25 protein-coding genes are annotated in these 25508 nt (G+C 31.5%); 3 read left to right on the plus strand and 22 right to left on the minus strand.

Annotation, left to right across the window (positions count from 1 at the left end; all coding sequences use genetic code 11):
* Positions 1-3 precede the first annotated feature (3 nt).
* Positions 4-1098: a Nif3-like dinuclear metal center hexameric protein gene (locus ACVCXO_RS05455; protein ID WP_452228586.1), complete on the minus strand. Its 1095-nt coding sequence runs from the start codon at positions 1096-1098 to the stop codon at positions 4-6.
* A 152-nt stretch (positions 1099-1250) separates the two neighbouring features.
* On the opposite strand from ACVCXO_RS05455, the gene lpxK reads away from it, so the two are divergent.
* Positions 1251-2255: a tetraacyldisaccharide 4'-kinase gene (lpxK, locus tag ACVCXO_RS05460; RefSeq protein WP_452228587.1), complete on the plus strand. Its 1005-nt coding sequence runs from the start codon at positions 1251-1253 to the stop codon at positions 2253-2255.
* Here lpxK and ACVCXO_RS05465 read toward each other — a convergent pair.
* The 11 genes from ACVCXO_RS05465 to ACVCXO_RS05515 all read right to left on the minus strand — a co-directional run bounded on the left by ACVCXO_RS05465 (position 2248) and on the right by ACVCXO_RS05515 (position 13248).
* Complete coding sequence (locus ACVCXO_RS05465) at positions 2248-4482, minus strand: ATP-binding protein (RefSeq protein WP_452228588.1); 2235 nt, start codon at positions 4480-4482, stop codon at positions 2248-2250. The genes lpxK and ACVCXO_RS05465 overlap by 8 nt on opposite strands.
* Positions 4483-4530: 48 nt before the next feature.
* Positions 4531-5529 carry a type I glyceraldehyde-3-phosphate dehydrogenase gene (gene gap / locus ACVCXO_RS05470; protein ID WP_452228589.1) on the minus strand — a complete coding sequence of 333 codons (999 nt, stop codon included), beginning with the start codon at positions 5527-5529 and terminating at the stop codon, positions 4531-4533.
* On the minus strand, positions 5529-6407 hold the full coding sequence (gene lipA / locus ACVCXO_RS05475) for a lipoyl synthase (RefSeq protein WP_452228590.1): 879 nt from the start codon (positions 6405-6407) through the stop codon (positions 5529-5531). The genes gap and lipA overlap by 1 nt, the downstream gene beginning before the upstream one ends.
* 53 nt (positions 6408-6460) lie before the next feature.
* Positions 6461-7675, minus strand: a complete 1215-nt coding sequence (locus ACVCXO_RS05480) for an Nramp family divalent metal transporter (RefSeq protein WP_452228591.1) — start codon at positions 7673-7675, stop codon at positions 6461-6463.
* Positions 7675-8223, minus strand: coding sequence for an RNA polymerase sigma factor (locus ACVCXO_RS05485; RefSeq protein ID WP_452228592.1), 549 nt, complete (start codon positions 8221-8223; stop codon positions 7675-7677). Before ACVCXO_RS05485 ends, ACVCXO_RS05480 begins: the two co-directional genes overlap by 1 nt.
* On the minus strand, positions 8214-9326 hold the full coding sequence (locus tag ACVCXO_RS05490) for a glycosyltransferase (protein WP_452228593.1): 1113 nt from the start codon (positions 9324-9326) through the stop codon (positions 8214-8216). Before ACVCXO_RS05490 ends, ACVCXO_RS05485 begins: the two co-directional genes overlap by 10 nt.
* 6 nt (positions 9327-9332) lie before the next feature.
* Positions 9333-9536: a membrane or secreted protein gene (locus ACVCXO_RS05495; RefSeq protein ID WP_452228594.1), complete on the minus strand. Its 204-nt coding sequence runs from the start codon at positions 9534-9536 to the stop codon at positions 9333-9335.
* A gap of 111 nt (positions 9537-9647) precedes the next feature.
* Complete coding sequence (locus tag ACVCXO_RS05500) at positions 9648-10439, minus strand: anti-sigma factor (RefSeq protein ID WP_452228595.1); 792 nt, start codon at positions 10437-10439, stop codon at positions 9648-9650.
* Positions 10432-10980 carry an RNA polymerase sigma factor gene (locus ACVCXO_RS05505; RefSeq protein ID WP_452228596.1) on the minus strand — a complete coding sequence of 183 codons (549 nt, stop codon included), beginning with the start codon at positions 10978-10980 and terminating at the stop codon, positions 10432-10434. Before ACVCXO_RS05505 ends, ACVCXO_RS05500 begins: the two co-directional genes overlap by 8 nt.
* A gap of 64 nt (positions 10981-11044) precedes the next feature.
* Positions 11045-12058, minus strand: coding sequence for a UDP-N-acetylmuramate dehydrogenase (gene murB, locus ACVCXO_RS05510; RefSeq protein ID WP_452228597.1), 1014 nt, complete (start codon positions 12056-12058; stop codon positions 11045-11047).
* Positions 12058-13248, minus strand: a complete 1191-nt coding sequence (locus ACVCXO_RS05515; RefSeq protein ID WP_452228598.1) for a pyridoxal phosphate-dependent aminotransferase — start codon at positions 13246-13248, stop codon at positions 12058-12060. Before ACVCXO_RS05515 ends, murB begins: the two co-directional genes overlap by 1 nt.
* Positions 13249-13370: 122 nt before the next feature.
* On the opposite strand from ACVCXO_RS05515, the gene ACVCXO_RS05520 reads away from it, so the two are divergent.
* The gene (locus ACVCXO_RS05520; RefSeq protein ID WP_452228599.1) at positions 13371-14711 is read left to right on the plus strand and encodes an aspartyl protease family protein; all 1341 of its coding nucleotides are present in this window, start codon (positions 13371-13373) and stop codon (positions 14709-14711) included.
* 61 nt (positions 14712-14772) lie between these two features.
* Here ACVCXO_RS05520 and ACVCXO_RS05525 read toward each other — a convergent pair whose 3' ends face one another.
* Positions 14773-15198, minus strand: a complete 426-nt coding sequence (locus ACVCXO_RS05525) for a DUF1573 domain-containing protein (RefSeq protein ID WP_452228757.1) — start codon at positions 15196-15198, stop codon at positions 14773-14775.
* A 248-nt stretch (positions 15199-15446) separates the two neighbouring features.
* Here ACVCXO_RS05525 and ACVCXO_RS05530 point away from each other — a divergent pair, with 248 nt between their 5' ends.
* Positions 15447-18083, plus strand: a complete 2637-nt coding sequence (locus ACVCXO_RS05530; protein ID WP_452228600.1) for a valine--tRNA ligase — start codon at positions 15447-15449, stop codon at positions 18081-18083.
* A 211-nt stretch (positions 18084-18294) separates the two neighbouring features.
* On the opposite strand, the gene ACVCXO_RS05535 is transcribed toward ACVCXO_RS05530, so the two are convergent.
* The 9 genes from ACVCXO_RS05535 to ACVCXO_RS05575 all read right to left on the minus strand — a co-directional run bounded on the left by ACVCXO_RS05535 (position 18295) and on the right by ACVCXO_RS05575 (position 25432).
* Positions 18295-18432 (minus strand): hypothetical protein, encoded by a 138-nt coding sequence (locus tag ACVCXO_RS05535; protein ID WP_452228601.1) that lies wholly within the window; start codon positions 18430-18432, stop codon positions 18295-18297.
* 147 nt (positions 18433-18579) lie between these two features.
* Positions 18580-20043 carry a TlpA family protein disulfide reductase gene (locus ACVCXO_RS05540; protein WP_452228602.1) on the minus strand — a complete coding sequence of 488 codons (1464 nt, stop codon included), beginning with the start codon at positions 20041-20043 and terminating at the stop codon, positions 18580-18582.
* Positions 20044-20155: 112 nt separating this feature from the next.
* Positions 20156-20362: a hypothetical protein gene (locus tag ACVCXO_RS05545; RefSeq protein WP_452228603.1), complete on the minus strand. Its 207-nt coding sequence runs from the start codon at positions 20360-20362 to the stop codon at positions 20156-20158.
* Between the two features lie 83 nt (positions 20363-20445).
* Entirely contained in the window at positions 20446-21735 is a 1290-nt protein-coding gene (locus tag ACVCXO_RS05550) for an HlyD family secretion protein (RefSeq protein WP_452228604.1), read from the minus strand.
* Positions 21736-21805: 70 nt separating this feature from the next.
* Positions 21806-21982 (minus strand): hypothetical protein, encoded by a 177-nt coding sequence (locus ACVCXO_RS05555; protein ID WP_452228605.1) that lies wholly within the window; start codon positions 21980-21982, stop codon positions 21806-21808.
* A 139-nt stretch (positions 21983-22121) separates the two neighbouring features.
* Positions 22122-24314: a peptidase domain-containing ABC transporter gene (locus ACVCXO_RS05560; protein WP_452228606.1), complete on the minus strand. Its 2193-nt coding sequence runs from the start codon at positions 24312-24314 to the stop codon at positions 22122-22124.
* Between the two features lie 109 nt (positions 24315-24423).
* On the minus strand, positions 24424-24627 hold the full coding sequence (locus tag ACVCXO_RS05565) for a hypothetical protein (RefSeq protein ID WP_452228607.1): 204 nt from the start codon (positions 24625-24627) through the stop codon (positions 24424-24426).
* 107 nt (positions 24628-24734) lie between these two features.
* Positions 24735-24938 (minus strand): hypothetical protein, encoded by a 204-nt coding sequence (locus ACVCXO_RS05570; protein WP_452228608.1) that lies wholly within the window; start codon positions 24936-24938, stop codon positions 24735-24737.
* Between the two features lie 311 nt (positions 24939-25249).
* Entirely contained in the window at positions 25250-25432 is a 183-nt protein-coding gene (locus ACVCXO_RS05575; RefSeq protein WP_452228609.1) for a hypothetical protein, read from the minus strand.
* Positions 25433-25508: the final 76 nt, after the last annotated feature.

Here is a 25508-nt window from a genome sequence, read left to right on the forward strand (position 1 = left end):
ACTTTAAAAATATTGAACAGGATTGGTGTTTGTCTTCGATAAAACGACTGCAAAATTAGTAATTTTTTTTGTAAGATGCGCTACTAAACCGTTTTTTGTGTACTGTTCGCTCTCATAATGTCCAATATCGGCTAAAACAATGCTACTTTCTGCAGAAAAGAAGTCATGATATTTTAGATCCGAAGTCACTAAAACATCAGCTCCTGAGGCTTTTGCAGCAGGAATAGCAAAACTTCCCGAACCACCTAGAACGGCTACTTTTTTTATAGGTTTGTTAAGTAAATTAGAGTGTCTTATACAGGTAGCTTGCATTTTAGTTTTTAAATACTTTAGAAAATCTGCTTCTGTCATCGCATTTTCTAATTCGCCAACCATTCCTATTCCTATATGTTGGTTGTTATTTTCTAGCGTAACTATTTCATATGCTACCTCTTCGTATGGATGCGCTTTAAAAAGTGCCTTTAAAACTTCTGCTTGTAAGTGTTTAGCAAAAGTTACCGAAACTTGTGTTTCTTCTTCTTGATGTGTTTCCCCTTTTTTACCAATAGTTGGGTTGGAATTCTCATTGCCTTTATAGGTGCCAAATCCTTGGGTGTTAAAACTACAATTACTATAGTTACCAATATTTCCTGCTCCTCCACTAAACAGTGCTTTACGTACTTTTTCGGCCTGTTCTTTAGGAACAAAAGTGGTTAGCTTTTTTATGGTTTGCGATTGCGGAATTAAGACACTTCTATTCTTTAATTGTAATTGGTTGCAAATCATATTATTTACACCTTGCCATGCATTGTCTAAGGCTGTGTGCATAGAAAAAATAGCAATATCGTGTTTTATAGCCTTAATAACTACACGCTCTACATAGGTTTTTCCTGTGATTTTTTTTAAGCCTTTAAAAATGATAGGATGAAAGCTCACAATCAGATTACAGTTTTCACGAATTGCTTCGTCTACAACTTCTTCTAAAGTGTCTAGTGTTACTAGAACTCCTGTTAAGTTTGTGTTTTTGTTTCCTACTAGTAGACCAACATTATCAAAATCTTCAGCATAAGCGAGAGGCGAAAATTCTTCAAGGTAATTTATAACATCTTGAACAATCATATTTTTTAGTATTAGGTTTGTAACAAATATAAAATATTTACATTCATGTGTTGGTATTTATTCTTTTTAAAATGTTCATGTAATCCCTATTGGCGTAATAATTATTATCTTCGATTTTTAAAAATTAATCAACTATTTCCTATTTGTTTTATATGAAATTATTAAGATACATTTTATTCCCTATTGTACCTATATACTATTTAGTAACGTGGTTACGCAATGTGTTTTATGATATTGGTGTTTTTAAATCTAAGTCCTATAGTTTTCCTATAATTGCTGTTGGTAATTTAAGTGTTGGCGGCACTGGTAAAACACCGATGATAGAATATTTAATTGCTTTACTGAAAGATAAAAAACAAGTTGCCACGTTAAGTAGAGGGTATAAAAGAAGTAGTGAAGGATTTTATTTGGCTGATAAATACGCTAATGCAAAGACTTTAGGTGACGAGCCTTTTCAGTTTTATAGAAAATTTAATGAATCTATTCAAGTTGCAGTGGATGCGGATAGGCAAAACGGAATAGCTAATTTAATGCAGCAAAAAACTGCTCCAGAAGTTATTTTATTAGACGATGCTTACCAACACCGAAAAGTACAAGCAGGATTTTATATTTTATTAACTACGTATGCTAATTTATATACCAACGATTGGGTTTTGCCAACAGGAAATTTACGAGAACCAAGGGCAGGAGCTAAGCGCGCAAATTGTATTATAGTTACTAAATGTCCAGAAAAACTAAAGGATGTTGATAAAGAAAATATTATAAAGAGAATTAGACCTAAAGCAAATCAAAGTGTGTTTTTTAGTTCTATTTTTTATGCAGATGCTGTTTTTTCCGAAGAAAAGAAACTTAGTCTGAATGCGGTAAAAGATTTTACTTTGGTTACTGGAATTGCAAATGCAGCGCCTTTAGTACATCATTTAGAAAAGGAAGGTTTGCATTTTGATCATTTAGAATATAAGGATCACCATGATTTTACAGCAGAAGATATTGCCCTTTTTAAAAGTAAGTCGCTTATTGTTACTACAGAAAAAGATTATGTAAGATTATTACAGTTCGAAGCTTTAAAAAATAAAGTGTTTTATTTACCTATAGAAGTACATCTAGATAAGCCCGAAGTTTTTAATACGCAAATTTTAGAGTTTGTAACTACTTAACTATTGCAATTTCTTCTTCTATTAGCGCTTGGTAAAGTTTCTTTTCAAAGTCTTCTTGCTTAAATGGTTTTGATATAATGTCATCAAATCCTGCTTCTTCAAACTCATGCATTTTATCTTCAAGAGTTACCGCTGTTAAAGCAAATATGGTAAGGTCTTTTTTAAATCCTCTAATTATTTTTGTAGCTTCTAATCCGCTAATTCCAGGCATGTGTATATCCATTAAAACCACGTCGTAATTTGTGTTTCTAACTTGCTCTACAGCATCTTCTCCGTTCTCCACAATGTCACAATTAAGATTCATTTTATTAAGAATCTTTTTGGTAATCATTTGGTTGATTTTGTTGTCTTCGACTACTAAGATTTTTATTGTGCTCAATTCTATTTCGCTTATGTTTTTAAAATAATTCTTTTTATTTTCTTCTTCTTCAATGATCTGTTCTGTATAGTTTAATGGTATTTCAAAAATAAAAGTGGAGCCTTTGCCCAGTTCACTTTTAAGGTAAATCTTTCCTTTTAAAATATCTATTAATCCTTTTACAATCGATAGACCTAAACCAGTACCTCCATATTTTCTATTGATTTGAATAGAGCCTTGCGAAAAGCTTTCAAACATATGTTCTTGTTTTTCTTTGCTAATACCAATTCCATTATCTTCAATTTCAAATCTTATAGAATAACTTTTACCTGTTTTACTAAGCTTATATACTCTAACCCAGATATCACCATCTTTTGTAAATTTAATAGAATTACCAATAAGATTAATTAATATTTGAGAAATTTTAAGTTGATCTGCATTATAGTTTTCTGGTAAGTCTTTGTCGTATTCAAAATGAAGTTTTATGCTATTGTCTAATGCCGAATTGTTTAGTGCTGCAATAACATTAGCGACTTTCTTTTTTAAATTGAATACTTCCGGTTCTACTTCCACCTTATTCGCTTCAATTTTATTTATTTGAAGAATATCATTAATAAAAGTTAATAGGTAATCTCCTGAAAATTTTAAGGACTTTAAATGTTGTACTTGTTCTGGTTTCGGGTTTTCGTCCAAAAGCATATTACTTAAACCAGTTACTGCATATAAAGGAGTTCTTAATTCATGTGTTACCGTAGATAAAAAGTTAGCTTTTGTTTTTGAAGCTAATTCTGCTTTTTCTTTTGCTAGAATAAGTTCGCCATTCTTTTTATGCAACATATTGTTGGTTTTTAACCGTATTCTGTTGTTTTTGTATAGCGATAAAGTTAATAGCGATAAAATGGTAATTAGTGCGACACTTAAAATAGCTGTTAATTTACTAAGGTTTTTAGAGTCTTGGAGTTCTTCCAGATCTGCAGCTTGCTTTTCTTGGTATTCTGTCTGGCTTTTAATTAAATGTTCCAATCGTTTTTCTGGAGACATGTTTTGTCTTTTAACGCTTAAAAGTGAATCCGATAATTTGATATGTTTTTTTAAATAATCATTTGCAAGTTTGTAGTTATTGCTTTCTTGATTTAAATCGCTTAAAACAAAATACCCATGACTTAAAACATTGTCAAAACCATTGTTAATGGCTTCATTTACACCATTATTAGTAACCTCAATAGCTTTATCAATATTATTAAGTTTAGCATACGCGATACCTAGATTTATTTGTGCACTACTATGTATTTTTTTTAAATTGTATCTGCTAGCTAAAGCTATAGTGCTTTCAAAAAGCAGTTTGGCTTCTTTATAATCATTTAATGCTATATAGGTTAGTCCTTTATTTAGTTCAACCTCTGCCACAAAATCATTTAGTCCTTCTTGCTCAAAAAGATTTTTTGAGGATTTATAATAATCTAAAGCAGTGTTGTATTCTTTTTTTGCAACATAAACATTACCAAAAGTTTTGTAGGATTCTGCTAGGTTAATTTTATCATTTGAAATACGCTGTGTGGCAACAGCTTTTGTTAGATGCTTTATTGCTGCATCCGGTTCTTCAAGGATGTATTCAATTTTTCCAAGTTTAGAATGTACTAAGCCTATACTCTTGTGGTCTCTAATAGTGGTAGCATGCACAAGCGCATTTTCAAGGGCATTCTGAGCCTTGAAATAATTAGAATTGTCTATGTCTTTTTGTGCTAATCTTATGAGGTTATTTACATTTTGTTGTATAGTGTCTTTCTCTTGAGTAGTGATTTCTTGAGAGAAAACACTGCAACTCAACAACATGATAATAGCACATATATAGTAGTTGATTCGGAACATTTTTTTTAACTATGATATAAACAAATATAGATATTTATTCGATAAAAGTTAACTTTTTACCGATAAATCGCTAATTAAGTCGATTAATCTGCTAGAATAACCTGTCTCATTATCATACCAACCTATAATTTTCACCATATTTCCTATGGTCGAAGTCATTTGTGCGTCAAATATACAAGAATGTGTATTACCTACTATATCAATAGAAACTATAGGGTCTTCGGTATACTCTAATATACCTTTGTATTTATTTTGTGAAGCTTTTTTAAAGGCATTATTGATCTCCTCGATGGTTACATTTCTCTCTACATTTAAAGTGATGTCTGTAAGTGAGCCATTAGCTACAGGAACTCTTATGCCACAACCACCAATTACATTGGCTAAATCTGGAAATATTTTGGTGAGAGCCTTTGCCGCTCCAGTAGTTGTTGGTACAATAGATTGACCAGCAGCTCTTGCACGACGTAAATCTCTATGTGGTTGATCGTGTAAACTTTGGTCTGTAGTGTACGAGTGTACTGTTGTAATATATGCCTGCTTAATACCGCAAAGTTCTTGCATTATGGCAAGCATTGGTGCGGCATTGTTGGTTGTGCAAGATGCGTTAGATATTATTTTTTCGGTACCATCTAGAATAGATTCATTTACACCTAAAACGATTAGCTTGATGGCATCATCAATAGGAGGAACAGTTAATATAACGCGTTTTGCTCCATTTTTAATATGAAGGTTTAGGGATGCTTCGGTTTTAAATTTTCCTGTGGCTTCAATAACAAAATCGATATTAAAAGGTTTCCAATTAATATCTTCTAGTTTTTGCTTATTTAGTAAAGGAATGTTTTTATTGTTCACTATAATATGATCTTCGGTACAAGAAATATCTTCATGAAAAACACCATGAATGCTATCATACTTTAGTAGATGACTAAGTGTTCTTGCGTCTGCTAAATCATTTATAGCAACGACTTGAATGTTTGGGTTGTTTTGAAGTAATCTGAAAACACGTCTGCCAATTCTTCCAAATCCGTTTATTGCAACATGAATCATTAGTTAATATGTTTTTGTGCTTTGTAAGAGGAACGCACCAATGCGCTACTTTCTACATGGCGAAAACCAAGACCTAAACCAATTTCTTTATATTCTTCAAACTGATCTGGAGTAATAAATTGTTTTACTGGTAAATGTTTTTTGCTTGGTTGCAAATATTGGCCAATAGTAACTACATCTACATCATTAGCTCTTAAATCATGTAATGTTTCTATAACTTCTTCACGCATTTCACCAAGACCTAACATAATACCAGATTTTGTACGTCTTTGTCCTTGTTGCTTTAGGTATTTTAAAACGCCTAAACTTCTGTCATATTTTGCTTGAATACGCACTTCTCGAGTTAAGCGTCTAACAGTTTCAATATTATGGGAAACTACTTCTGGCGCAACATCTATTATTCTGTCTATATGTAATTCTATACCTTGAAAATCTGGAATAAGTGTTTCTATTGTCGTTTCCGGATTCATTCTGCGGACAGCTTTCACGGTTTCACTCCACATAATGCTTCCCATATCTTTTAGGTCATCACGATCTACACTTGTTAAAACGGCATGCTTGATATTCATTATTTTAATAGAGCGAGCTACTTTTTCTGGTTCATCCCAGTCTACCGTTTCCGGTCTTCCTGTTTTTACACCACAAAAACCACAAGATCGTGTGCAAACGTTACCAAGAATCATAAAGGTTGCTGTGCCTTCTCCCCAGCACTCTCCCATATTTGGGCAGCTTCCGGAAGCGCAAATAGTATTCAGTTTATATTTATCTACTAAACCACGAAGTTCTGTGTATTTCTTACCTGTTGGTAACTTTACACGAAGCCATTTAGGTTTTGCTATACGTTCTGGAATTATATTTGAAGCAGTATCTGTATTCATTTACTTTGTAATTTCTAAGTACAAAGATACAAAGTATTCTATTAAAAAAGCCTTTATAGAATGGTGAGATACCAAATACTAAAACCTATTAAAAACAAAATGCCCAATATGCTTAATGCGTGTAGTGTTTTTGTAGGTCGCCATTCTTTTGGAGTATGTTTTCCGCTAATAAGTATGTAATTTATTATGGCGTAAAAAGGAGCCGTTAAAAAAGATAATATGGTCGCTATTTTTATTAATAAACCCATTTCTGAAGCAAAATAAAAAAAGATTAAAATACTACCAATAACTAGAAAAAGGATCCAAAATAGATATCCTTTACTATGGGTTTTATTGGTTAATAGCTCCACCGTTTTAGACATTGCTCTTGGGGATGCATCTAATGTGGTTAGTGTAGTACTAAACATGGTGGTAAAGGCAGCAATGCCAATTAAAACATAAGACCAGCGACCAAGGTTTTTTGTGTACATTTCTATTAGCTGATTTGAAAAAACTGCGGCAGAAGCACTAAAGGTTTCTCCGCTATTATGCATTACTAAATAACCTAGTAATAAGAAACCAATACCTAAAAATATAGCAACAATGTAGCCAACGTTAAAATCTAATAATGCCGATTTTGGTGTATAATATTTAGTGCCTTTTTGTTTTTCAATAGTCCATAAAGATTGCCAAACAGCAATGTCTAACGGTGCGGGCATCCAGCCCATAAAAGCAATGAGGAAAGCTATTTCTATACTGTTTTTTGGAAGTATTTGGGTGAGTATTAAGCTGTCATTATGTTTAGAGAAAGCAAAGGAAACTGCGATAAGTGTACTTATGGTAAGTGTAATAATGATGATTTTCATTAACGTATCTAGTAACTTGTATTTTCCTAGAAATAGAATAATTAGGCAAACACCTAGGATTAGAATAGTCCATGTTTTAATATCAATAAAATCTCCAAAAAGTGTAGTCGCTAAACCCGCACTAACGATAGTTACGGCAGCTTGTATGGTAAACATAGTGGCTATATTGAGAATAAAATAAAAGATTAAAACACCTTTGCCGAGTTTTTTATAGCCATCTAAAAGACTTTCTCCTGTAGCCGATGCGTAACGAGGGCCAAATTGAAAAAAAGGGTATTTAATTAAATTTACCAGTAATAATGCCCAAAGTAAACCTAATCCAAAATCTGCTCCTGCTCTTGTAGATTGTACTAAATGTGAAACGCCAATGGCAGCTCCAGCAAATAATAGTCCAGGACCAAATTTTTTTAAAAGCTGTGTCATTATTTTTTCTGAATAATCTCTGCTAATAGTTTTTTGGCACGTAAGAGTTTTACCTTGACGTTGTTTATAGGTTCGTCTAGCTTGGTCGATATTTCTTTGTAGCTTAACTCTTGAAAATAGCGAAGGTTAATAACTTCTTGGTAATGTGGTTTTAGTTTTTTAATATCACGAAGTAGTTTGGCTAAATTTTGCTCTGTAATAAGTTTGTCTTCTACGGAAGGGGTTTCGTCTAAAATTTGAAAAATAGAATCTTCATCATCTTTAGATATTTCAGTAGAAATGGAACGTTTTTCTTTTCGTAATAAATCGATATGAATGTTTTTCGAAATGGTAATCAGCCAGGTTTTAAACTTGTATTCCGACTTATAGGTATCTATTTTATCGAAAGCTCTAGAAAAGGTTTGAATGGTAACATCTTCTGCATCGTTTTCATTTTGAATACGTTTTAACTGAAAACCATATACGTCATCCCAAAAAGTATTTAATAAAAAATTAAAGGCCTTCTGTTCGTTTTTTTTTGCTTGTAGTATAGCTTCTTCTATTTCCAATATTTCGGTTTTGCAATAAGATTGGTTATAAATATAGTTAATTGCATGCCAATTAAAAAAATCTCTAAAAAAGGAAGAAAAATAATAAGGTCTTTTTCGTCTAGTTTTTTTGAGGTTTTACCAAACACTATATAAAAAATAAGGAATCTTAAGATGAATAAAGGCAAAACTATTTGCCAAGAATACGTCGATATAAGTAATATAATGGCCAAAGCATAAAATGAAAATTGTGAAATATAAAAAATAGCAAGTAGCACTTTGTGTATTGGCTTATAATGTTTGGCAGTAGAAACATGTCTTCTTTTCTGTAAAATCCAATCTTTAAAAGTTGTTTTCGGATTAGAAATAGTAAAACTCTCTTTTGTAAAACAGATGCTTGTGTTTTTCTTTGTTGCCACTTGATTTATAAATAAATCATCATCACCAGAACGAATTTGCATGTGGTTTATAAAACCATTTGCTTTAAAAAATTCTTCCTTTTTATACGCTAAATTTCTACCAACTCCCATAAAAGGTATTCCAGATTGGGCATAAGAAAAATATTGTAAAGCGGTTAATAAAGTTTCAAATCGTATGAGTTTATTTAAAAAAGAACTTTTAATTTTAGCGTACGCTCCGTAACCTAAAACAATACTTTTTGTGTTGTTAAAGTGTGCGCTTATTTCTTGTAACCAGTATTTAGAATTTGGTTTACAATCTGCATCTGTAAAAAGCAAAAGTTCGTTTTTTGATGCTTTTATACCAAGTGTTAATGCGTATTTTTTATTGCCATAAAAAGCTTCGGTAGGTATTACATTTACAATTTTGATATTGTTGTGTTTTGCGGCAAAGGCTTCCATGATGTCTAGCGTATCATCGTGAGAGTTGTCGTTAATTAAAACAACTTCAAAATCTGGATAATCTTGATTTAATATATATGGAAGAAATTTCTTTAAATTATCGGCTTCATTTTTAGCACAAATAAGAATAGAAACCGCATTTTTTTTTTGTGGTTTTTTCTTCGGGTTTAAAAAAGCAAATTTTGAAAATAAGAAAAGATAATATATAATTTGAATAAATACTACAGCTATAAAAGCGTAGAAGGTAATATTCAGTAGAACCATGTACTTTTAAGAATGTTGAGGTTCGCTACAATCTTGGTATTGCTCAGGAGTTTTTCCGCAAAAGCCGCAAGATTCTCCGTCTTTATTTAACATAGGGTTTTGGCTAGCACAAGTACCGGCAAATTTCCCGTCTTTTTTTGCCCAAATTTTTATTGCTATTCCAGCGATTGCTAAACCTAAAAGTACTAATGTAATTGCTAGTAGTTTCATTTGTGTATTGTTGTTAATAATTTCTACAAAGATACTACTTTTTAGGAAATGGATATACTAAAAAAGCCTCGCTTTTTAAAACGAGGCTAGTGATTATTATATGGAAGTAATTTACTTTTTTAAGCTAATTTCTGCAACAGATTTTTCAACCGAAGCATTTTCATTTCCTCCTTTTGGTTCGATTGTTATATTTAAACCTAAAGCATTTTCTGTGTATGGTAAAGGTATAAGTTGACTATCTGTTTCGTTTAATATACCTAAACTAACCATTTTGTCTTGTACTTCGGCCCAAATTTGGTAGCATTGTTCTTCTGGCAATTGCGGTAAAGAAACCACATCTATCATCGATGTTTTATCTATAGGGTTTATATATGCAACCGTTTTCAAGTTTTTAGCTCTTGCGTTTCCTTTTATAATATACTTTTGTGTTTCCGGATTGTTAAGCTGTTTAAATTGTAGCATAATATCACTTAGCATTAGATTGTTTTGGTCTATGTCGCTACGTAGATCAAAAATCTCATCTGCTATAACTTGATTTTCGCGTAATAGTTCTTGATTATTCATGTAAAACATGAAGGTAGAACCTGCAAAAATTAAGGCAGTTATACTTGCGGCTACACTAAACTTATACCAGGTTTTTTGTTTTGGCGCAGTTGGTAGTGCAATAACTGGTTTTTCGTCAAGCGCAGAAAGTATATTGTCTAATATATGTTCTGGCGCTTCCATGGCATTACTTTTAGCAACAATCTCAAGGTTGTGCTGTAAAGTGTTGTAGGCATTCTTAACTTCAGGGTATTTGGCAATATAAGCTTCTACCATTTCAGATTCCTCTGTACTGGCGTTGCCTACTAAATATTTGTCTAATAGATCTGAATTTAAAAATGTAATTATTTTATCATTCATTACTTTTTGGTTCTGGATCGTAAATCTTTTTTAATTCACGTAATCCAATTTTTAATCTTGATTTTACGGTACCAAGTGGAATATTCAATTCATCACTTGCTTCTTGTTGTGTCATGCCTTCAAAAAACAGGGCATTAATTACTATTTGATATTTTCCATCTATTGTTTTTAGATGTGTTTTAATATCAATAACGTCTTGATTCAAGCTGTTGCTTGTTAGTTTATATACGTTAGAATTTTCAATTTGGACTTCTTTACTTTGTTTATTTGATACCGATCTTATTTTATCAATTGCTGTATTGTACGCAATTCGGTATAGCCAAGTAAAAAGTTTTGCTTTTTTAGCATCGTAAGTTTGGGCTTTTTTCCAAACTTTTATAAAGGTTTCTTGCAATGCATCTTGCGCTAAATCTTGGTCTGCGATGACTTTAGAAATCACACCAAGTAGCGTGTCTGAGTAATTTTGGTACAACAAAGTAATGGCTTTTTTGTCGCCTTGTTCTAGTAAACTAACTATTTGTTGCTCTATTGGTGTACTCAAAAGATATTTTTGTTTAGTGTTGAACTAACTTATAGGAAATCAAAGTTATAGATTTATTTTAGATTTAAATAATATTTACTTCGGCTTCTATTGATATATTAAATATACGCTTTATTGTTTCTTGTATTACTTGAGATAGTTTTAATATTTCAATTCCTTTAGCATTATTATAATTCACCAAAACTAATGCTTGCTTTTCATGTACACCATAATTGCCAAAACGTTTTCCTTTAAAGCCCGCTTTTTCTATAAGCCAACCTGCAGGTATTTTAACAGATGTGTTGGTAACAGGATAGTTTGGTATTTCAGGGAAATTTTGTTTTAAACTTTCAAAATCCTTTAATGAAATCACGGGGTTTTTAAAAAAACTTCCGCTATTCCCAATTTCTTTGGGATTTGGTAACTTGCTTTCGCGAATTGCAATAACCGCTTTAGAAACATCTTGAATGGTTGGTTTCTCTACGTTCATTATTTCTAGTTGCGTAGAAATTGCTCCGTAATTGGTGCGAAGGGTATGGCTGTTTTTGGTTAATTTAAAAAGAACACTTGTAATGATATATTTTCCTTTTAATTCTTGTTTAAAAACGGAATTTCTATAGTCAAAATGACATTCGGATTTTGTGAAAATTTTGGTTTTTCGTGTTCCTATTTCCAAGGCTTCGCAAGAAATAAATGCATCTTTTAACTCGACACCGTAAGCACCAATGTTTTGAATTGGAGCAGTACCCACATTACCAGGAATTAAGGAAAGATTTTCTATACCTCCAAAATTATTTTGCAAACACCAAAGTACAAACGCATGCCAATTTTCACCAGCTTGTGCTTTTACTAGGACAGAGGTGTCCTCCTGCGAAACAATTTCTATTCCTTTTAAGTTAATATGCATTACTAATGCCTGCACGTCTTGAGTAAGTAGCATATTGCTTCCACCACCAAGAATAAACCTTTCAGGATATTCTGGCAGTTGAAGCACGCTTTTTAAACTTTCTATAGAATTTATAGATACAAAATGTTTTGCTTTTGCATCTATGCCAAAAGTGTTGTGTTCTTTTAAAGATATGTTATGTTGTATTTGCACTAGTCTTTATAAACTTTAAGAGCTTCTTTAAGAATATGTACCGCTTTCACAAGGCTTTCTTTATTAAGCACATAAGCAATACGTATTTGGTTTAAGCCAACTCCAGGAGTAGAATAAAATCCGCCAGCAGGAGCTACCATAACGGTTTCTCCATTTAAGTCAAAATCTTCTAAAAGCCATTGCGCAAAAGCATCACTATTTTTAATAGGTAATTGTGCAATACAATAAAAGGCACCTTTCGGTTTTGCTACTTGAACCCCTTCTATTTTTTGTAATTCGGTAATAAGTACGTTACGTCTTTCTACATATTCTTCAATAACATCATCAAAATAACTTTGAGGCGTATCTAAAGCAGCCTCACTTGCAATTTGCGCTAGTGTTGGCGGACTTAGTCTTGCTTGTGCGAATTTTAGTGCCGTTTGTATTACTTCTTTGTTTTTAGAAACCAAACAACCAATTCTTGCACCACACATACTATATCTTTTAGATACAGAATCAATCATGATTGCATTTTCTTCTAATCCTTCTTCTTGCATGATAGAGTAATGGGTATTACCATCATAGGCAAACTCTCTATATACTTCATCCGCGATTAAAAACAAATCGTGCTTTTTTACTATAGCAGCAAGTTTTTTAATTTCTTCTTTAGAATATAAATACCCTGTAGGATTTCCTGGGTTACAAATTAAGATTGCTTTGGTTCTTGGAGTAATAAGTTTTTCGAACTCTTCAATTGGAGGTAAAGCAAAGTTATCTTCAATTTTAGATATAACAGGAACCACTTTTACTCCAGAAGAAGTGGAGAAACCATTATAATTTGCGTAAAATGGTTCTGGAATAATAATTTCATCATCCACATCCATAATGCTTCCAAAGGCAAAAAGCAACGCTTCACTTCCTCCTGTAGTTACAATAATATCATCATGTTTTACATGAATATCATTTTTAGCATAGTAGTTCGCTATTTTGTTTCGGTATTGTTCAGAGCCTTCCGATCTGGAGTACGCTAATACTTCTAAAGAAATCGATTTTACAGCATCTAATGCTATTTTCGGAGTCTTAATATCTGGTTGGCCAATGTTTAAATAATATATAGATTTTCCATTTTTTGTAGCTTCTTCAGCAAATGGGACTAGTTTTCTAATAGGTGATTGTGGCATTAATTGCCCTTTTTTTGAAATTGCTGGCATTTTATAAATATTTGAGATACAAAGTTGCGAAAATTATATCGAATTTTTTTTAAAAAGTAGTACTAAATACAGATTTAAGAAGAAAGATTTGTAAATTGATGGAGAAGTATTTTTTTGATCTTATGAAAAAAATAGCCTTTACTTTTCTATTTCTATTTAGTTTCTCCTTTTTGGGTTTTTCTCAAGGCACTTTCGTAATTCAAAATAAAAAGAAAAGAGATAAAATAAAGTTTAAATTAATTAATAATTTAATTGTAATTCCTGTAAAAATTAATGGGGTAACGCTTTCTTTTATATTGGATACAGGAGTGAGTAAGCCTATTCTTTTTAATATTTATAATATAAATGAAACCTTAAAAATTAATAATGCCGAAAAAATAGTAATTCGAGGTTTAGGGGAAGGAGAATCGGTAGAAGCATTACGATCTAGAAATAATTTAATAGAAATTGGGGAGGCAATTAATATAGACCAAGACCTGTATGTGGTTTATAATTCTAAATTAGATTTTGCGCCAAAATTAGGAATCCCTATTCATGGTATTATAGGATATGATTTTTTTAAAGATCTAGTTGTGAAAATAAACTACGCGTCAAAAATCATTAAGATTCATGAAAATGAAACGTATAGGTCTAAAAAATGTAAAAAGTGTGAGTATCTGCCTTTGTATTTTTATAATAAAAAACCGTATATAAACGCACAAGTTACTATCGAAGATGTGAAAATCCCGGTTAAATTATTAATAGATTCTGGCGGAAGTGATTCTCTTTGGTTATTTGAAGATGCTTCCTTAGGTATAAACGCACATGATAATAGTTTTATAGATTTTTTGGGACACGGATTAAGCGGAAGCGTATATGGAAAACGTGCTAAAATAGAAGCTTTTGCTATTAATAGATTTATTCTAAAAAATGCAAATGTTGCTTTTCCGGAAGCTACTTCAATTTCGTTTGCAAAAAACCATAAAGATAGAAATGGTAGTATTGCTGGTGATGTTTTAAAAAGATTCCATATTATTTTTAATTATAAAAAAGCTTCTATGCAGCTAAAAAAAAATAAATATTTTAAAGAAGCTTTTAGTTATAATAAAAGCGGCATTGAGTTAGAGCAAAGTGGTATTCGATTAGTACGAGAAAAAGATTTTTCTAATATCATTAAAAACCAAGAAAACACTAGTAGTTTAGATAATGGTCAAGGTACTAGAATTGTTTTTGATACGAATTATAAACTTTCCGTTAAACCTGCATTTACAATCGTAGAGTTGCGTAAAGACTCGCCAGCAGAAAAAGCAGGACTACAAGTTGGTGATATCATTTTTAGAATAAATGGAAAGGAAACCTATAATTTTACACTACAACAAATGACGCAATATTTTTATGATAAAGATGGTAAGCATATAAAACTGAAGGTGGATAGGTTTGGCGCGGAATTAGACTTTCAGTTTAAATTAGAAAGTTTGTTTTAACAAAAAAGGCTGTTTACTAATGCGTAAACAACCTTTTGAAATTATAATTATTGTAAGAAAATTAATTTTCTATTACACTTTTCTGTCTTTTTTCAAGAACACTTGTTTTGCTAGGATCAATAACTTCTCCTTTAATTTTTAGCGCTACAGTTGGTGTTTCTGCATTAGAAAGAACGGTAATTGTTTTTCTAATAGGCATAACACGTTTTGTGTCATACTTTACTTGTATTTCTCCAGTAGCTCCAGGCATAATTGGGTCTTTAGGGCTAGATGGTACTGTACAACCACAACTAGAAGATACTTTAGAGATAATAAGTGGCGCGTTTCCAGTATTAGTAAACTCAAAAGTTCTAACGCCATCCGCACCTTTTTCTATCGTACCATAATCTACTGTCGTTGCTTTAAATTCAATTTTCGCCATTTTTTCTTGGGCAGTCATTGAAAAACTAAATATTCCGATAAATAAAATTGTAAGTATTTGTTTCATCATTTTTTAATTTAAATTATTTTTATTTTAAAACACATTTAGTTGATTGCTAATCACTTGTGTTATTTTTGTCTTTAATTCTATTGTAAATCTACTTACTTTTCAGTCATTCTACAAAAATAATGGATGTAATGCACAAATCTTAACATAAACTTTATTGTTAAAGGTACATTAAACAGCATTAATATTTTTCAAAATATAAATTATAAGTACTTTTGCATAATATTATTCAAAAACTATTCCAAAGTATGAACATTCCATCAAAATATGATGCAAATAGTGTAGAAAGTAAGTGGTACAGCTACTGGACAGAACATAAATACTTTCATTCCACACCAGACGACAGAGAACCATATACCATTGTAATTCCGCCACCAAACGTAACTGGAGTTTTACACATGGGACACATGCTTAACAATACTATTCAAGATGTTCTTATACGTCGCGCACGTTTGTTGGGTAAAAATGCATGTTGGGTTCCTGGAACAGATCATGCATCTATTGCTACAGAAGCAAAGGTGGTTGCTAAATTAAAGGAACAAGGAATAGATAAAAACGATTTAACAAGAGAAGAGTTTTTAGCGCATGCTTGGGAATGGACCGAAGAATACGGAGGTGTAATCTTAGAACAACTTAAAAAATTAGGGTGTTCTTGTGATTGGGACAGAACGAAGTTTACCATGGACGACGATATGTCTGAAGCAGTAATTAAAGTTTTTGTGGATTTACACGAAAAAGGATTGATTTATAGAGGTTACCGAATGGTTAACTGGGATCCAGAAGCAAAAACAACACTTTCAGACGAAGAAGTAATTCATGAAGAACGTCAAGGGAATCTTTATTATATCAACTACAAAATTGAAGGAAGCGACGATACATTAACTATCGCAACTACACGTCCGGAAACTATTTTTGGAGATACTGCAATTTGTATCCATCCAGAAGACGAACGCTTTGCACACTTACGTGGGAAAAAAGCGATTGTGCCAATTTGTAATCGTGTCATCCCAATTATTGAAGATGCCTATGTAGATATTGAATTTGGAACAGGTTGCTTAAAAGTAACTCCGGCACATGATGAAAATGATAAAAACCTTGGAGATAAGCACAAACTGGAAGTTATCGATATCTTTCATGAAGATGCGACTTTAAATAGTTTCGGATTGCAATTTGAAGGTCAAGATCGTTTTGTCGCTAGAAAATCAGTAACCAAAGAATTAGAAAAAATAGGTGCTTTAGTGAAGACTGAAACACATATGAATAAAGTAGGAACTTCAGAAAGAACAAAAGCAGTTATTGAACCAAGATTAAGTGATCAATGGTTCTTAAAAATGGAAGAGTTGGCAAAGCCAGCTATTGAAGCTGTTTTAGGAGAAGATGCCGAGATTAAATTATTTCCAAAGAAATTTGAAAATACATATCGTCACTGGATGGAGAATATTCGCGATTGGAATATCTCTCGTCAGTTACTTTGGGGACAACAAATTCCTGCGTATTTTTATGGTGACGGAAAAGAAGATTTTGTAGTTGCAGAAACTATCGAATTAGCGTTAGAGAAAGCAAAACTAGTAACCAAAAACCAGCAACTAATAACTAGTGACTTACGTCAAGATACCGATGCTCTAGATACATGGTTTAGTTCATGGCTATGGCCAATGTCTGTTTTTGACGGAATTAGAAATCCGGAAAACGAAGACATAAAATATTACTATCCAACTAACGATTTAGTAACTGGACCAGATATTTTATTCTTTTGGGTAGCACGTATGATTATTGCGGGTTACGAGTATAAAGATGAAAAACCGTTTCAAAACGTGTACTTAACAGGATTGGTTCGTGATAAACAACGTCGTAAAATGAGTAAATCTTTAGGGAACTCACCAGACGCTTTAAAACTAATTGAAGAATATAGCGCAGATGGCGTTCGTGTTGGAATGCTATTTAGTAGTGCTGCAGGAAACGATTTGATGTTTGATGAAGCACTTTGCCAACAAGGAAAAGGATTTGGAAATAAAATCTGGAATGCATTTAACCTTACCAATATTTGGGAGGTTAGTGAAACTATTGCGCAACCAAACTCGAGTAAAATTGCTTTAGATTGGTACGAAGCAAAGTTTCAAACGGCCTTAGTAGAAATTGAAGATCACTTTAGTAAATACCGTTTAAGCGATGCTTTAATGTCTATTTATAAGTTGATTTATGATGATTTCTGCGGATGGTTATTAGAGATTGTTAAACCAGCATACCAACAACCAATTGATGCAGTAACGTATAAACAAGTAATGGCTGCTTTTGAGGATAACTTAAAAATATTACATCCATTTATGCCTTTCTTAACGGAAGATATCTGGCAATATATTGCAGAAAGAACTCCAGAAGAAGCCTTAATCATTGCAAAATGGCCAGAAGCGAAACCAATAAACAAGGAGATTATTACGCAGTTTGAATTTGCTTCGGAAGTAATTTCGGGAATACGAACCGTTAGAAAAGAAAAGAATATTGCATTTAAAGATGCCATTGGTTTTTCGGTAATTAATAATGAAAATTCAGATACTACATTTGATGAAGTTATTGCAAAACTAGGAAACTTAGAAGCTATAGCATATGTAAATGAACCTGTAGAAGGAGCGCTTACGTTTCGAGTAAAATCTAACGAGTATTTTATACCAATGGATGGTGCCATTGATGTGGAGGCTGAGATTATAAAGTTAACAAAAGAATTGGAGTATACCGAGGGTTCTTTAAAAATAGCACAGAAGAAATTATCTAATGAGCGTTTTGTTGCTGGTGCGCCAGAACAGGTTATTGCTTCCGAGAGAAAAAAGGAAGCAGATGCTTTGGCTAAGATTGAAACTTTAAAATCTAGTTTAGCTAGTTTGAAGTAAGATTATAGAATTATATAATAAAAAAGCCTTTCCGTTTGGAAAGGCTTTTTTTGGTTATTCTAACCATTGATTTATAGGTAGTTAAAAAAATGATGCTTGAGTTAAGATAGAGACCTCAAACGCTACTTCTAATGATGTCTATTATTCAGAAAAAAGAGCCAATTGTTAATTGACTCTTTTTAGTATATTTTGATACCTTGTTAGGTAAGATCTATACCCAGTATAAACCCCATCTTAAACAAACAGTGTGATTAAGATTCCATTCGATACATTCAATACCTCTTCCTCCATTAACTTCTTTTTGTTCTGCTTTAGTTAAAGCCTTTCCTAAGTTTTTTAAATTTTTCATAATAAAAATATTTATAAATTAGATTTGCCTAGATCATTTAAAGACACTCCAGGTTTGCGTCTATTTCTCGCGAGAGAATATTTTAAACAGTTGATGCTAACTTTATTGTGTTTAACTATTTTAACGCAATTCTTCAATAAAATAAATTCATTGTATAATATTCAATGAATCAATCTTTTTTATAATAGCATTAAGTTCTAAAGTATCACTTGGAGAAGGAGAGTTTATTAGAAACACATTGTTTTTATTATCTAGAATTGCATAATGTGGAATAGTGTTAAAATTAAAAAAAGTTTTTATAGCTGCATTATTTTTGTCCGTAATTAGGTATTGATCTTTGTTCATTCCAAACCTTTTTAATTCACTTACTTTTTTTCTCCAATTATCTTGTTTTTCATCTATTGAAAAATAAAGAAATTCTACATTTTTTTCTTTAATTAACCTTTGTCTGTATAAGTAACTTTCTTTAATGTCCTTTATACATGGTGCGCACCAACTTGCCCAAAAATCAATAATTTTAATTCTGTCTCCTTGTTTATTTAAAACATCTTTAAAAGTAATATTGTTTCCATCTATGTCCAATACAATTGAATTAAAGATTTCATCACTTAAGGAGTTGTTAATTTTATTTATTTGGTTAAAAATTCTATTTATTACAACTCTATAATCTTCTACATTTATTTGGGGTAAATAGAACTTTATTTTATCTTTTAGATAGTTTATATCTTTAATATTTAAATGATTATTAAATTCAAAAATCATTTTTGTAATAGCATATTCTTTAGTTTTACCTTTTAAATTTTGATTAATTAAGTCTAATTGATATTCTAATGCTTCTTTTGAATTATTATTATTATTATTATTTTCTGTTATAATTTTAAGATAGTTGGTTAAAGCTAACTGAAAATACAAATTATCATCTTGATCATTTCTTTTAAACAGTTCAATAGTTATATCTTCAAGGTATTCTGTATAATTAGTTATTGTTCCTTTAGGGAATATGTTTGTATTCATTATCCCACTTAGATATTGAAATCTTAAAACTTCTTTTATTTTTTTATAAAAAGAAATAGAAGTTTGTTTATTATTTACATATTGCTCTAAAAAATCTAATTTTTTTTGATATTCTTTTTTTTTGATTTTCTTAAAATCTAAAACACCTAATTTCTCATCATATTTAATATACTCAAACTTTAAATCATAAAGTTCTTTAAAAAAATTATAGTGTGCTGCATTAGTACCTTTAAAAACAATTACTTGTTTTTCTAATCTATAACTAAGTGTGTCTCCTGGTGTAACATAAATTATGAATGGATTGGACATAGGTTCAAAACTATAAAACCTAAATAGCCTTGGGGTTTTTAGATTGAAACTTAAGTTTAAATTTTCTTTTTTAGATTTTAGTAAAAATGGTTTATTGGTATACTCAACATTAGTTTCATCTAGTAGTACCGATTTTAATATAGTGTCACTAGTTTGTTCCGGAAATAAAAAAACTGATTTTGCTATGCTTTCTTTTTTTGATATTTCTGTTTTTTGCTTACAATTTAAAAATCCAACAAGAATTGTAATCAGTAATAAAAAAAATGTTGATTTTTCGTTTTTTTTCATAGTAATTAATAGTGTTTTTATTTAAAATAAACCAATGTTATTTAAAATAAAGCCACCTCAATAAATAAGATGGCTAAATTTAAAATATAAGTATTAGCTACTACTAGAGAATTTAACCTAAAGGTCCAGCGTGACCACAACTACAACTTTTCGCACCACCAGAATCTTCACCACACCCTTGTACAGAACAACTTGCTACTGTTACAATACTACCATCATTACAGGTTGCTTTACATACAGTTGCAGGGTATGTACCTCCTAAAATAGATTTCTGTGCCTCTTTTGTTAAAGGCTTACCTAAATTTAATAAATTTTTCATAATATAAAGATTATAAATTAATTTTGCGTCGATCATTTAAAGACACTCAAGGTTTGTGTCTATTCCTCGCGATAGAGTATGTTTTATTTAAATATGTCTTTTATTTGGTAGAAAAACCGGTCCATTAAACGCAAGTCTTCTGTTATGATTTCTGCAGTACCTGACATTTCTTGTTTGAAGTCTATTGGTTTTTTATACGAGGTTATTAAATTTTCTGGCAACTCGGCTAATACTAAATAGAAACCATCTTTATCAGGGACTAGTGAGATGCGATTTACTTTGGCTTGTAAGGTTCCAAACTCCGCTTCCGGATAGTTCTCTAATTTAATATGGACGCTTTGTCCTACTTTTAGTTTTCCTGAGTTGGTCGCTGGTGTTTTTAGCTTAGCAATAAATGTGGAGCTTTCTGTTGGGATAATAGTAAATATTAGATCATTTTGATTTACGGTTTGGTTCGTTCTCCAGTAATTAGAAAATGCTACTTTTCCATTAGTATTCGATTTTAATACATATTGTGTTTCCCAGTCTTTAACAGCTTTTTTAAGTTGCTTGAAAGATTGAATGACACTTTTTAGTAACATCATCTCTTCTTTGGTTCTATTTATTTCTGTGCCTTTAGAAGATTTGTTTCCATTACTAATAGATTCTCGGATTTGAGAAATGGAAGATTCAAAGCTTTTTATGTTACCAACTGCTTGATGATATTCTATTTGTTTTTGATCTAAATCTAATTTGGAGATTACGCCTTTATTAAATAATGTTTTGTTGCGTTCTAAGTCTATTTTTTTTAGACTTAATTCCGAACGATGTAAAGCTAATTGTTGGTTCGCATTTTGAAGTCTTCTGTGTAATTCGGAAATAGAATTTTTATTAGCCAATGCCTCATTAGAGAAAGGTTTTAAATCTTTATTTAATGTATATTGAAGGTAGCTGTTTTCAAATAAAGCATATTGTGTATCGATATCTCCTAAAAATAAAACAGGTAATTCATCTACAGGAAAAGTAAAGGATTTGGTATTCACTTTTATAGTATCCATAATGGCTTTTAACCTGTAAACATCTTCAAAGTTTGAGGTGTTTTCTATAATAGCTAAAGGGTTATTGGTAAGAACCAAGTCGTTGTCTTCTATTAAAATGGTTTCTAGTTTGCCTGTACTTTGTGCAATTAGCTTTTCTGGTGGTATTTTGGTAGTTAATAATGCTTCGGTAGCAATTACATCTGGATATTTTATAAGCCAACTTAAACTAAAGAATAAAAGGATTAAACCTAAAAATAGGAGGTTGCCATAACGTATCATCCAATGTGGCACATAAGATAATATGTCTTGTACTTGTTCGCTACGTAATTCTATTTCTTCTAGTTTTTTTGACATTTTAAAACATTGCTTTGTTAGTATCAATTACTGCACTAATTAATAGTGCAGTAATTTCAATCATAGATTATTAGTCCATAATAAGAGTAGGAGAACAATATCCACTATGACCATTTGCAGAGATGCATGTCTGGCCTTGCGGACATGTGCAATGTGTACTACCAATTACACAGTAGGTTCTTCCTCCGTTAATAGTTTGTTGTTCTGCTTTAGTTAAAGCTTTTCCTAAATTTTTTAAATTTTTCATAATAAAAATATTTATAAATTAAGTTTGCCTCGATCATTTAAAGACACTCCAGGTTTATGTCTATTCCTCGCGAGAGAATGTTTTTGTTCCTTTCTAAATCCTTCCCAAAGAGAAAGGACTTATTAAAGGTCGGTATTGTTTAGTTTCCTAATTCCAATTGGTTTTTAACTAGGTTATAATAGTTTCCTTTTTTTGCTACGAGCTCTTTATGGTTTCCTATTTCTACTATTTTCCCATTATCTAAAACTACAATTTGGTGTGCATTTTTAACTGTACTTAATCTGTGCGCAATCACGACTACGGTTTTGTCTTGAAAAAAAGTATCCAAGTTTTCCATAATTACTTTTTCATTATTCGCGTCTAAAGCAGAAGTTGCTTCGTCAAAAAACAAGTAATCCGGATTTTTATAAACCGCTCTAGCAATAAATAAACGTTGTTTTTGTCCGGTACTTAAACCTGTTCCTTCTGCTCCAATTTTTGTGTTATAAGAAAGAGGTAAGGACTCTATATATTCTCTAATGTTAGCAACGTCTATAGCGTGTGCTAATCTTTTTTTGTCTACAGTATCCTCTCCAATGGCAATGTTATTTGCAATGGTATCATTAAAAATGTAGCCTTCTTGCATCACCACGCCATAATGATCTCTCCATGATTTTTGAGAAATGTTTTGCAGTGAAAATTGGTTGATTAAAATATCACCTTCATTAGGTTTGTAATAGCCTAAAAGTAATTTCATTAAGGTCGTTTTACCGCTTCCGCTGGTACCCACAATAGCGGTAGTTTTGTTTGCAGGAATATTCAAGTTTAAATCTTTTAAAACTTCAATATCTGTTCCTGTGTAAGAAAAGGTTACTTCTTTAATAGAAATAGAACCACTTTTTGGGACATCATGAATTTTATTTTGCGGATCGATTTCTTCATTATCCATATTATGGATTTCACTTAAACGGTCTAATGAAATCTTAGCATCTTGTAGTTCTCTTACAAAATTGATAAGTTGCTGCACCGGAGAATTTAATTGTCCGACGATGTATGAAATAGCAAGCATCATCCCTAAAGTTATTTCGCCATCTATTACTAGTTTGGCAGATAAAATAGTGATAAAAATATTTTTTAATTCGTTGATAAAAGAAGAACCAACACTTTGGGTTTGCTCTAATGCTAAACTTTTTATGGATACTTTAAATAGTCTTGCTTGTGTATGTTCCCAAGCCCAGCGTTTTTGTTTTTCGGCATTATGCAGTTTAATATCTTGCATACCGTTTATAAGCTCGATAACCGTACTTTGTTCCTGACTCATTGCAGAAAAACGTTTGTAGTCTAGAGTCGCACGTTTTTTTAGGAAGATTTTAATCCATAGAAAATAAAGAAAACTACCAACAACAAAAATGGTAAATATTTGTAAACTATAATAGCACAGTACAAAACTGAATACGATAAAGTTTACCATAGAAAAAAGTACATTTAACGATGAGGTAGTTAGTATTTGTTCAATACGTTTATGGTCGTTAATGCGTTGTAATAAATCTCCTGTCATTTTTACATCGAAATAGGAGATAGGAAGTAGCATTAATTTGATAAAGAAATCGGAGATTAAGGAGATGTTTATTCTGGTGCTTACATGCAGTAAAATCCAGCTTCTAACAATCTCTATTCCTGTTCTACCAATAAATAAAGCAATTTGGGCAAATAAAATAAGATAGATAAAGTTGAGGTCTCCGTTTTCTATACCAACATCTACAACGCTTTGGGTTAAAAACGGTACTACTAACTGCAATAAACTTGCCGCTAGTAAACCAATACATAGCTGGATAATGAAGCTTTTATACTTGTATAGGTATTTGGATAGATAGGTGAAGTTGAATTTTTGTTCTTCATCTTCATCAAAATCATTGGTATAAAACTTTGGAGTAGGATCTAATAGTAAAGCAATACCATCTTGTGTAATTTCTGTTGCATTGTTACCAATCCAAAATTTTAAAAATTCTTCTTTGGTGTAACTTATTAAACCATGACCAGGATCTGAAATATAGAAGGTGTCTTTTTTTATTTTATAAAGCACTACATAATGATCCTTGTTCCAATGTAGAATACAAGGTAGAGGTGCTTTTTTTAATTCTTCTAAAGTTAATTTAACTCCCAAACTTCTAAAACCAACAGTTTCTGCAGCATCACTTAAATTAAGTAAACTGCTACCTTCTCGGGTGGTTTCGCTAATATCTCTAAGCTGATTTACAGATAGTGTTTTACCATAATGCTTCGCTATTATTTTTAAGCATGTTGGTCCACAATCTTTCGATTCTGCCTGTTTGTATGTTGGGAATTTTTTCAATTAGTTATATGATTAAGAGTAATATTCAGAGTATAATCCTATTCAGAAAGAAATAAATAGTATTAATAAAGGATAGGTTGTCTCTTAAAACAGCCTATCCTTTATGGTTTTAACAGTTAGAACCTGCACAAATTGAAGCAGTAGCTCCACCTTGATTATGACAAGCCCAAGCCGCTGTTTCAGCACTACCATCTGGAGCATTTTCAATTAGTGCACCACTTGCACATCTTACTGCCCAATCTCCTTTTCCTCCAGTAATAAATTGTTGTTCTGCTTTAGATAAAGCCTTTCCTAAGTTTTTTAAATTTTTCATAATAAAAATATTTGACTAATTATATTTACTGTGAACATTAAAGACACTCACAGTTTGTGTCTGTAAAGTATTATAGCAACTAGTTTTTGATTCTAGTTAATTTTAACTTAGTTACAATTATTGTAATAAGTATCTTCTGGATTTTGGTTATTCCAACAGCAAGCTAATGCAGAACATCTTCCAAAATTATTCATACATGTTCCAAAACCACAACCATTATATTGATCTAGAAAATGTTGTAATTTTCCACCGGTAATGGTTTTTTGTTCCGCTTTAGTTAAAGCTTTTCCTAAGTTTTTTAAATTTTTCATAATTAAAATTTTTAATAAATTATATATACTGTGAACATTAAAGACACTCATAGTTTGTGTCTGTTTTGCATTTGATTTTTTAAATGAAAGAGCGAAGGAATTCTTAAACTCCCTCTATCTGATCCTTCCAAACGGATTTACAGAAAGTGTTTTACCAATGCTTAGCTATTATTTTCAACCATATTAGTCCACAATCTTTCGATTCGACTTGTTTGTAAGTTGGGAATTTTGACATTAACTAATAGGTCGTTTCTAATTCCTATAAAAAGGAACAGATTTTATATCTGCTCCTTTGATTTAGAATTTATGTATTAAGCTGGTACGCAATATCCTTTTTCGCATCTAGCTAATGTCATTGTTCCATCTGGATTTAATATAGCTGGACATTGTGAAGTTTTTCTGCATTCAAATCCCCAATCTCCTGGAATTCCTCCATTAATTGTTTTTTGTTCCGCTTTAGTTAAAGCTTTTCCTAAGTTTTTTAAATTTTTCATAATAAAAATATTTAATAAATTATATTTGCCGTGAACATTAAAGACACTCACAGTTTGTGTCTATTCTTCGCGAGAG

It is taken from the genome of Lacinutrix sp. MEBiC02404, from assembly GCF_053601575.1.